The organism is Dehalococcoidales bacterium (assembly GCA_035529395.1).
Classification (GTDB): Bacteria; Chloroflexota; Dehalococcoidia; order Dehalococcoidales; family Fen-1064; genus DUES01.
On the sequence record DATKWT010000071.1, the window covers coordinates 1 to 10014 of the forward strand.

Sequence of the window (10014 nt, forward strand, 5' to 3'; positions counted from 1 at the left end):
TTCTTGACTTCAGCCATGGCACCATAGCCGTACATGGTCTGCTGCTTGGCTGGCTTATTGTACAGGTCCCCCAGCATGAGCCAATGCCCGACTTCGTGAGTGGCGATGTTCTGGACATCGTAGTACCCAGGCTCGCCTTCGGCTTCGTTGGGCTCACCTATCACTGTGTTCTGCACCCACGGTAGGTCACCATTCATCGCCATGTCGACCTCGACGATCAGCCCTGTCCCGGTATCGTACCAGACCGACGTCACACCAATGGCATTCGAAGGCAGGTCATACAGTGAAAACTCGAGCCATGCAATCTCGTTCATGCCGTTTGTCGAACCATCATCAACATAGGTGCTGGGTACTCCGTCAAAAGTATCTGCGTACTTGAAATCAATCGGGGCGTCTGTTCCTTCCCACTCATTAAAAGCAGAATCTATGGCAGCCACAAACTCGTCGGACACATCATCTTCCACCCAGTAGTCAACAGCCGCTTCGGCCCAGTGAATCCCGCTGTACTTGTACCAGAGCTTGCCACCTTTGTCACTATTATCGCCACCACCGGGAGGCCCGGGAATACCGCCCTTGGCCATCACTCCCTTGGGGTAGTGAATGAAGACGATCTTGCCGAGATCCGGAGGGCCTTTGCCGGGATTTTCCTGTGGCGGGGCAGCGCTAACTGACCCGGCCAGACCCAGCAGTAAGGCTGCAATCAGCAGGCCTGTAAGCATTACTCTCTTCATCGTCGTGCATCTCCTCTTATGCAATTAAATTTGCCGGTAGTCTCTGTCTAAAATGATAACCCTTCTACGGAAATAGTCAATAGTACTTACTACCCACCTGCCGTTAGGCTGGTTGTGAAGCAAGCAGTCCCATACCTAAAACATATCGGTACAAATCGGCCGGTAGCGAGTGTGCATTGTCCTGTCCCACATCGGCAGGGCATCCGGTTCGTTGACTTCAAGGCGCGCCATTCGGGCGGCCTCGGTGGCACTTATCTGGCCGAATACCAGCATCGCCAGGGTGCTTACCGGCATTACCACCTGCGGGGTCTCGCTGGTACGGGTGATTGAGCTTCCCTCCAGAGAGGTCTCCAGCTTCCACCGGCCCTGGTTCCAGGGGCAGAAGTCATCACTTATCTCAAAGGTGAGGACTGCCTCCTCATCATAGCAGCGACCCGGTAACGCCCGTTCGACATCGACGATACGCCCCAGGATACCGTCGCTGGAGGTCACTCTAAGCATTCTCGGCTCAAGTAGAAGGTGTGGCAGAGGGTCGTCCGATGGTACTCGTCCCCAGGTGATTCTTTCGATTATATCCATGTTAGCCAAGTAATCCCAACCTGCCCGGTACGCGGATGACGTCAACCAGGCCAGGTCACGGATACTGACAGAGTTGCCGGGCGCCTGAGCGCTTCCGGGCTGAGCCGTATAAATCAGGTAGCCCTGCGGCTCCCCGTTCTCCTCATAGACCACTCTATGCAGAAACCCCCCGGATGGCGGTGCCGCCAGTGCACTGGCATTCCACATCTCACGACCACGGTGAATGAGCCCGGTTCTTTCTTCGCGGAAGCTCCGATAGAGATTCACCAGCAGGGGAAAGCCGTCATCACCAATCTCGCGAAACGTACCGGTTGCCGAACTGGGGAGCGTAAACTGAAGATACCGGGGGTCGATAGTGTAGGATACGTTCGTTGAGACCACGGCATAGCCATACCGCTGGTAGATAGCAGCCTTCGATGCGAAGAGGATGGCTATCGCCCGCTCTCCCTGTTCGTGTAGCTGCTGGAAATAGAGTGCAGTCACCTTACGTAAATAACCACGACGACGGTATATTGGCAAGGTACCGACAGTGGTAACCGCGGCAACAGGAACAGCAGTGCCGTTTAACCTCATCATGAACGGCCAGGCGGCAAATGAGGTAGTCAGCTTACCGTCCTCGAAGGCGCACAGGGTGAACTCGGGACGCATCCCGACGAAGGTGTCCGGGTTCATTACCAGTGCGTTACCCGCAACGCGCTTGAATTCATCAAGCTCCTCCGGGGTTATCGGACGTATCTCCACTGCCATAACTGTACCTCCTTCTTCAATACACCGGTGCTGAGATTACTACTGTATAGATTAGTGCCCGACCAGTACCCAATAGTAGCGCATACCGTGACCGGAGACAAGGATGCTAGATGCCATCCTCTGATGATGGGCTACATGCTGTTCTTCAGGTAGTCGAGTGCCCACTCAAAGGCATCCTCTTCATCAGGGTCAAGCGTATAGTCCGGCTCAATCCCCTCACCCTCGATGAGACGACCGCCGGGGGTGTACCAGCGGCCAACAGTGATATACAACCCGGAGCCGTCAGAGAGCTGGCGCAGGATATTCACACTACCCTTGCCGAAGGTAATAGCACCGGCAACAACAGCCCGTTCATGGTCCTGCAGTGCTCCGGCCAGCACCTCGCTGCCACTGGCGCTGTAGTTGTTCACCAGGACGACCATAGGCAGGTCAACCACCTCACCCCCGCGTCTTACCGACAATTCAGCCTTGTTACCTTCATTATCGACCGTGGAGATGACCACGCCCTTCTCCAGGAATCGGCTGGCTACCTCAACCACGGAGGACACCAGTCCGCCGGGGTTATTACGCAAATCCAGGATAATACCGCTGGCTGTCTCTGCCGCCATATCTTCAAGCGCCGAAGACAGTTCATCACCGGTACGTTCACTGAAGTTGGTAATGATAATATGAGCAATGTCTCCCTCCATCTCGAACAGCACGCTGACCAGCTCTATTTCCCCCCTGGTTATCTCAATTTCCACCGGCTCGGTCTCATCTTCATGCAGCACCAGGAGACTCACCGGAGTACCCCGTGGACCACGGATACGGGAAACGGCATCCATGATGTTCATCTCGATGGTAGACTCACCGTCAATAGCCATTATGATATCTCCAGACAGGACACCCGCCTCGTCTGCCGGGGAACCGGGGATGGGAGATATAATCATTATTCTGCCTTCGTCATATCCAACATAGGCACCAATACCCTCGAACTTCCCTGTCAGGTCACTGGCGCTCATTTCGTAAGCATCAGAGTCCATATAGGAGCTGTACGGGTCATCGATGGCATCTACCATACCCTTGATAGCCCCCCGGAGCAGGGTCTCAGCGTCAAGCTTCTCCTGCTCGACATACTCCTCGTAGACGACATCCCAGGCTTCTTTCAGCAGGCTGAAGTCCGGTCCGGTCTCCGCATCAGGCTCCGTGAATACAGTGCAACCAGCGCCCGGCAGTAGTACGAGACCCGTTATCAGTAGCAGGCTCGCAGCCATAATGGCCATCTTCTTTAGCATCGCTCTCACCCTCCACCCATGGTATATATATTGGAACAAAGCCGGAATGAGCTTCTATTCCGGTAACACGCTATCGCTTCACTTCCACCAGGTCCTGTCGTAAATAGCCCGCTACCCTTAAAACACGGTGGGGAAGCTGATACCATAAAATAATGGGCCAAGCAAACCTGTAAGCCGAGTTCTGTACCCTTCTCAGAAGGGCGGTGACCATCTATCTAGCCCTGATGTTGCCACCAGGGTCATGCGACCAACCCGGGGATAGGACCGGGCACCCTGTTGTCCCCCTATTTGGTCTTGCTCCGGATGGGGTTTGCCCAGCCGGCCGGTCTCCCGACCGCTGGTGAGCTCTTACCTCACCATTTCACCCTTACCCGCACCGGCGGAGCCGCTACGGGCGGTATGTTTCTGTGGCACTTTCCGTGGGGTCGCCCCCCCTGGGTGTTACCCAGCATCCTGCCCGGTGGAGCTCGGACTTTCCTCCCACCTGTGCCGAAATCGACCCAGACAGGCGGTCACCCGGTTTACTTGCCCCGCCTACACTCTAATATAGGTACCCCGATTAGTCAAACCAGGTTATAGCACAGGCATTGCACCTCGTACACCGTGTCCGGTCGAAGTAGAAGCCCATTCGTGTCATAGTACGTCCACCACTATTCATCCAGTGACGGTTGTACCTGGACCAGGGCCGTATTGGCGATTGCCCCACCACCGGGTGAGTGCTCATCGGGCGTGAGCACGTTGGCACACCCTCCATGGTCGACACCGTCTTCATCAGGGTCGTACCAGCTCCCCTCATATACGCAGACGACACCCGGCATGATGCGTTCGGTTACTCTGGCAGGGATGCGGATTCTACCGCGGTCATTATAGATATCAACGAGCGCGCCGTCATCTATTCCCCGGCTCCCGGCATCGGAGGTATTGAGCCACACCGTCTGAGGTTCGACTTCCTTCAGCCACGGTACCATATCCAGCGACGAGTGTGTTCCCCTCTTGGGGTGGGGGGTTATCAGTTGTAGCGGATATTTACTGGCCAGGGGGTCATCGTAGTTCTCCGGCGGGCTGATATACTTCGGTATCGGCGGTATCACAGGGTTATCCATCTCCGCCAGGTGCTCGCAGTATATCTCTATCTTGCCGGAAAGAGTCGGGAAAGGATTGTTCTCCGGGTCTTCAATCTGCTCCTTGAAGGAGATAGTCGGTGGTACGTCCTTTATCTTGAGCACGCCATCCCGCTTCATGGCTTCATAGTCAGCTATATCGCTGCGACCCGCTGCGATTCCACGCAGCATCTGGTCCTCGCTGATATCACCGAACACTTCCGGGATACCCATCTTGCGGGCAAGCTCCCGGCATATCTCCATGTCAGTCTTCGATTCGTACAGGGAGTCTACTGCCTGGTTGAGATAGATATAGTAGGGTGAGCCGAGCCAGGGAGGTGCGATTTCGCTGCGCTCCATGAAGGTATTCACCGGCAGGACGATATCGGCCAGCCGGGCAGTGGGTGTCATGAACTGGTCCTGGACAACTACGAAGTCCAGCGAACGGGACTTGAGGGCCTCCACCCCGCGCCGGGTATTACCGTGCTGGTTGATGAGGTTGGCTGCCACCACATAGAGCATCCTGACATCCACAGGATGACCGCCGGAACGACCCCGAAGTATAGCATCATATATCTTGCTGTAGTGAATGCGGGCACTGCTGGGGTTGGTCCCACCCCGCAATTTATAGAGACTTTCTTTTCGCGGCGGGGCTCCCGCCTCCACCGTATTATCCGGTCCGCGCGAGCCGCCCGGTCGGTGCGAGGCACGGCTTGAGTAAGCCCTCATAAACCCGGCGGCATAGCCACCGGGAATACCGATGTTGCCGGTAATGGCTGTCAGCACGTTGGCCGCACGGGAATACTGCTCACCGAGGGCAGACCGTGCCGGACCCCAGCCGGCGATAAGTGCTGCCGGTTTGCGAGTGGCATACTCGCGTGCAAGTCCGGTGATAACCTCAGCAGGTACCCCGGTAATCGTCTCCGCCCATTGCGGCGTCCTGGCAATGCCATCCTCCCTGCCAAGCACGTAGTCCCGGTATGCGTCAAACCCGATGGTGTATTTATCAATAAAGGCCTGGTCCTGCAGGTCCTCGGTGATGATAACATGCGCCATGGCAATCAGCATCGCGGCATCGGTGCCGGGGCGAATCGGTATCCACTGGTCCGCCAGAACGGCCGCCGAATCGGTGAAGCGGGGGTCGATGACCACCACCTTGATACCCTTCTCACGGGCCTTCGCCAGAGTCAGGCTGGTTCCCGGGTCCCATACCGTGTTGGCCGGGTCCCATCCCCACATGATGATGAGGCGGGAGTTAAGCAGGTCTTCCCGTGAGTTGCCGGTGCTTATCGTGCCATAGGTAGCCATGGAGGCAAACAAATTTCCCTCGTAGGAAGGCGAAGACCAGGTGCGGGTAAATCCTCCCAGGCCCATCAGCAATCGCCCAACCGCTCCGGGGCCATGCAGCATTCCCTGGTTTCCTGCACCCGAGGCAAGGAGAACCGCTCCGTTGCCATACTTCTCCATAATCCTGTTTATCTCCGTAGCCACCGCGTCCAGCGCCTCATCCCAGGACACACGCTCAAATCGCCCTTCACCCCGCTCCCCGACACGACGCAGCGGGTACTTCAACCGCTCCGGAGAGTAGACACGCTGCCGGTAAGCCCTTCCCCGCATACAGGCACGTATCTGCGGCTCTTCGCCATTATCTGTTTCGATACGGATAATCACGCCGTCCTTAACATGCGCTCGCAGCACGCAGCGACCACCGCAGTCATGACAGCACCCCGTAGGCACAATGGTAATATCACTGTCTGTCACTATCTTCTTTCCTCACCCTTCACATCATGTAAAAATCTATCGCACGCACCTGTGGAATCCTTACCCCGATATACACGAATTGTAGCAATCCCGTTGTCTGCGGGCAACCCAGCACTGCCAGCGAGGATATTCCCAGGACTTCTCTTCACAGTCCGAAGAACGACTCGAAAAAGTTGCCTATTCTCCTTCGAATAAATGGGTACCATAACCAGATAGCAGTGTGGGTCCCAGGTAGCCACGTAATGGCCGGCCTGTCGCATGCTTCCCAAAAGTCCAGGGTGGCTTCCCTCGGGATAAACTCGTCCCAGCGCGCGTTTATCATCAGCAAGGGGCGCTGACGGAGATACCCGGCAAACGTCATCGGGTCGTTCAGGTAACTCTGCCGCGGCGGTATGACGTCCTCGAAGCCCTTTTCCGCGACCTCGGCAAGATACCGTTCGTACTGCTGCTGGCCGGCCCGGTATTCCGCTTCGGTAGTCCGATACTCTCTATTGAGCACTCTGGCCTTGGCTTTCTGCACAATCTTCCCGGAGTTCCCTCCGGCTACAATGAGTACCGCAGCAGTGATGCGCTGATCGACTGCCATGGATATCGCCGAAATAAGGCCGCCAAAGCTGACCCCGAGAACCCCTACCCTCCGCCCGTCCAGCTCGGCACGCGTGCTGGACCAGTCTACCACCTGTCGTACCTCTACTACTGCGGTACGGTAGATTTCGAACCACTCTTCGTCGCTGAGATGGGGCATTCGCCGCCATCCTGCCCCCGACAGCCGGCTGGAATGAACAGCGAGATGCGGAATGAAGCAGGCGATACCCTTTCCGGCCAGACTCCGCGCCAGTCCCCGGCAGGGCACCAGACTGGCATCACCAACGCCGTGAAGCAGGATGACAAGGGGAGCTTTGCCAGAACCACGGGGCTGGAAGTAATCGCCATGTGCCATTTCTACCTTTTCATGGCGTGTCTGAAATGCCGGTGGAAAGTCGACCGTGTACCGCAGCCAATTGGAGGTCTGGTTTCTAAGATGAAGGTTGAAATGGGCGTCATCGGTGGAGTAGTCGTAGGGATTCATCCCCACCAGTATAGCCCAATCACGCTCACTTTTCCAGGAGATGTACTAGTCCGGTACATTACTGACAGATAGGGTCAATAGCAATAAATCAGATAATGAAAAATATGGGAAACAATTCGAGGCTAACCGAGCGTGAATTGTTTCCAACGTTATGTCCAGTAGCCAGCATGATGCCGGACCTTTCTTTATTATGATGTGGTGACCCCATTCCCTCTTTGACTCCCTGATTTATTCTGTCATTCTGAGCAGAGCGAAGAATCTAGCTAGGGATGAGATTGCTTCGCTGCGCTCGCAATGACGGTATACCTTTCCCGAAAACACTCTATGTCATTGCGAAGAATGCAGTGACGCGCCACCATCTTCAGTAGCGCACAATCTCGACACTATTGGGTAACCCCATCCCCGGGTACAGCCCGGGTACAATGGTAATAAAACAGACCGGGGACACAGGTAACAGATAAGGTATGAAGCAGGAGGTGACTACCTACACCATGCACAGAACGTCACAATGTGCAGCACACCGGTGGAATGGACGTTGCACAAGAAGCCAGAGTGTTCAACTTCCAAGAAACGGGTTGAGTTTTCCCATCGACTCTAGCCGGTTACATCCCGCTTACGGAAGAGATAGAAGGCTAGCCCGATGAAAAACAGGCTATAGGCTGCAAGTATTACAAAAGCCAGCCACAACTCAGGCAACTGGTCGGAGAGGCTGTTACCACCCATACCCATGCTCATCCCTGGTGGGAGGTTGCTCTGTGCTGTGATCGCCCTGACATTAGCTGTGAGCAGGTAGTCAGGTATCCTGGCAATCCAGCCACCAGCAAGGCTCATAAACGCAGTAATGATGGATTCCAGAAAGAATATGCCTATGCCTAGAGCAATGCCTGGCATAGCCGAGCGTCCGACTACGGCGAGAAGGAATCCAAGTAGCGCATACGGCATCAATACGTAGAATGTGCGCCAGAACTGAAGGAACTGGTCCCACAGGTATCCGCCAGTCATGAAGCTGAAATCAAAGGAATAGCCACCGATGGCTGTAGTGATCAAACTCATGAGGAAGCCAGTGGCCAACCCGATAACCATACCTATGAGAATCAGGATGCCGGCTGCCACCAACTTGGCACCAAGGAGTTTGAGGCGACTTTCACTGCAGATGAGCATAGTCCTCATGGTTCGCCAACTGTACTCAGTTCCCACAGAGCTGGCGATGAGGATCACGGCCAGGATGGTGCCAAGAGAGGACAATATGGACAAGGCAAAGGGAAGAGCTAGCGGAAGTCCCAGCAGATTCTGTATGGTCCCAATCTCTTCGGAACCATGGACAGGAATGGCAACTTTAGATACGGCGAGCAGCAACAGATAGAGGACAATCATAATGCCAACCAGCACAAACAACAGCACCCTGGTCATAAGGCGCTTCCGCAGCTTGAAGAGCTCCGCGCTGATCAGTCTAGTCACCGCTCTCACCACCTGTTAACTGCAGGAATACGCTCTCCAGGCTGACGCCGTGGCTTACCAGTTCCGAGGGGAAGATACTGTGCTCAGCAAGGGCTGCACTCACCCGGGAGGCGCTCTCTTCCGGGGCATCCACAATCAGATGATCGTTCTCCCTCTTGACCGAGTTTATCCAGGGCAAGCCACTAAGAATAGCAGCGGCCCGCGCCGGGTCGTCCACCTTGATTTGAATCGTCCGGCCTTGCGCCAATAGCTCGTGAACCGGGGCGCAGGCGAGCATGACGCCCTCCTTGATTATCGCCACTCTATCGCACACCTGCTCAACCTCATGAAGCAGGTGACTGCACAGAAACAGGGCGCGACCTTCATGCGCCAACCTTGGAATCAGATCGCGCACTTCCTTGGTCCCAGCAGGGTCGAGTCCGCTGGCAGGTTCATCCAGGACGATGAGTTCCGGGTCCCTTAGCAGAGTCGACGCAATTCCCAGCCTCTGCTTCATTCCCATGGAATAGTGGCTATACCTGTCTGCAGCACGGTCCTGCAGGTTGACCCGCTCCAGCACCTCTGCTATCCTGGCCCTGGGAATGCCTCCGATGGCTCTGGCAAGTGCCTCCAGATTGTCCCGCCCGGACAAGTAAGGATAGAAGGCAGGTGATTCGACCACCGCTCCTATGCGCCGGAGCGCAGCCCATTGGTTGTCCTCAAGCCTGCGACCAAACAGCTCGATGCTCCCACCGGAGGGAGCGATCAGCCCCAGGATCATTCCGACTGTGGTGCTCTTGCCTGCGCCATTTGGCCCCAGGAAGCCGAAAACCTCGCCCCGGCGAACCTCTAAGTCGAGGTTCTTTACTGCTTCCAGTTGGCCGAAACGCTTGGTCAGGCCGGTGGTACGCAGGACAACATCGCTGCCTTCTCTTGAGTCAGGATGAAGTTCTGCGGTTGCCTGATTGGTCATGCGTCACCTTTTGTGCGGTCGCCTGCCAGCGAGTTTGGGTGCTTCTTGCCGAGCCTATTTGGGCAGCGTACCGCTTGCCATCGGGATACTTTATGGTAGACTCTACGAGAGGTTTGTGTCAAGTAGGACTGAAACTGCCTGACACTGTGAGCCGGACAATCCATCTTATTGTCTGCCAGTCAGAACGACAATAGTAACACTACAAAAGTGTCACCTGTCTATCTGAACGAGAGCACCACAGTTGTGACCGCAAATACGGCTGCAACTGTGATAGTAACTACGACGATAATTGCAGCCGGAGGCTGATGCCCGGTACAATGAGAGTATAAGCCAGTAAACGTAA

At 55.6% G+C, this 10014-nt stretch carries 7 protein-coding genes and 1 other RNA gene; all 8 read right to left on the bottom strand.

Annotation, left to right across the window (positions count from 1 at the left end):
* Positions 1-731, bottom strand: a 731-nt coding sequence (locus tag VMW13_04530; GenBank protein HUV44080.1) for a hypothetical protein, incomplete at its 3' end; no start/stop codon positions are given.
* 135 nt (positions 732-866) lie between these two features.
* A complete protein-coding gene (locus VMW13_04535; protein ID HUV44081.1) occupies positions 867-2057 on the bottom strand; it encodes a GNAT family N-acetyltransferase in 1191 nt (396 codons plus the stop codon).
* 131 nt (positions 2058-2188) lie between these two features.
* Complete coding sequence (locus tag VMW13_04540; protein HUV44082.1) at positions 2189-3331, bottom strand: S41 family peptidase; 1143 nt, start codon at positions 3329-3331, stop codon at positions 2189-2191.
* Between the two features lie 154 nt (positions 3332-3485).
* An RNA gene (gene rnpB, locus VMW13_04545) (RNase P RNA component class A) lies at positions 3486-3859 on the bottom strand.
* Positions 3860-3981: 122 nt separating this feature from the next.
* Positions 3982-6192, bottom strand: coding sequence for a molybdopterin-dependent oxidoreductase (locus VMW13_04550; protein HUV44083.1), 2211 nt, complete (start codon positions 6190-6192; stop codon positions 3982-3984).
* Positions 6193-6337: 145 nt separating this feature from the next.
* Complete coding sequence (locus tag VMW13_04555; protein HUV44084.1) at positions 6338-7261, bottom strand: alpha/beta fold hydrolase; 924 nt, start codon at positions 7259-7261, stop codon at positions 6338-6340.
* A gap of 594 nt (positions 7262-7855) precedes the next feature.
* Positions 7856-8719 (bottom strand): hypothetical protein, encoded by an 864-nt coding sequence (locus tag VMW13_04560; GenBank protein HUV44085.1) that lies wholly within the window; start codon positions 8717-8719, stop codon positions 7856-7858.
* A complete protein-coding gene (locus tag VMW13_04565; protein HUV44086.1) occupies positions 8712-9671 on the bottom strand; it encodes an ABC transporter ATP-binding protein in 960 nt (319 codons plus the stop codon). Before VMW13_04565 ends, VMW13_04560 begins: the two co-directional genes overlap by 8 nt.
* Between the last annotated feature and the right edge of the window lie 343 nt (positions 9672-10014).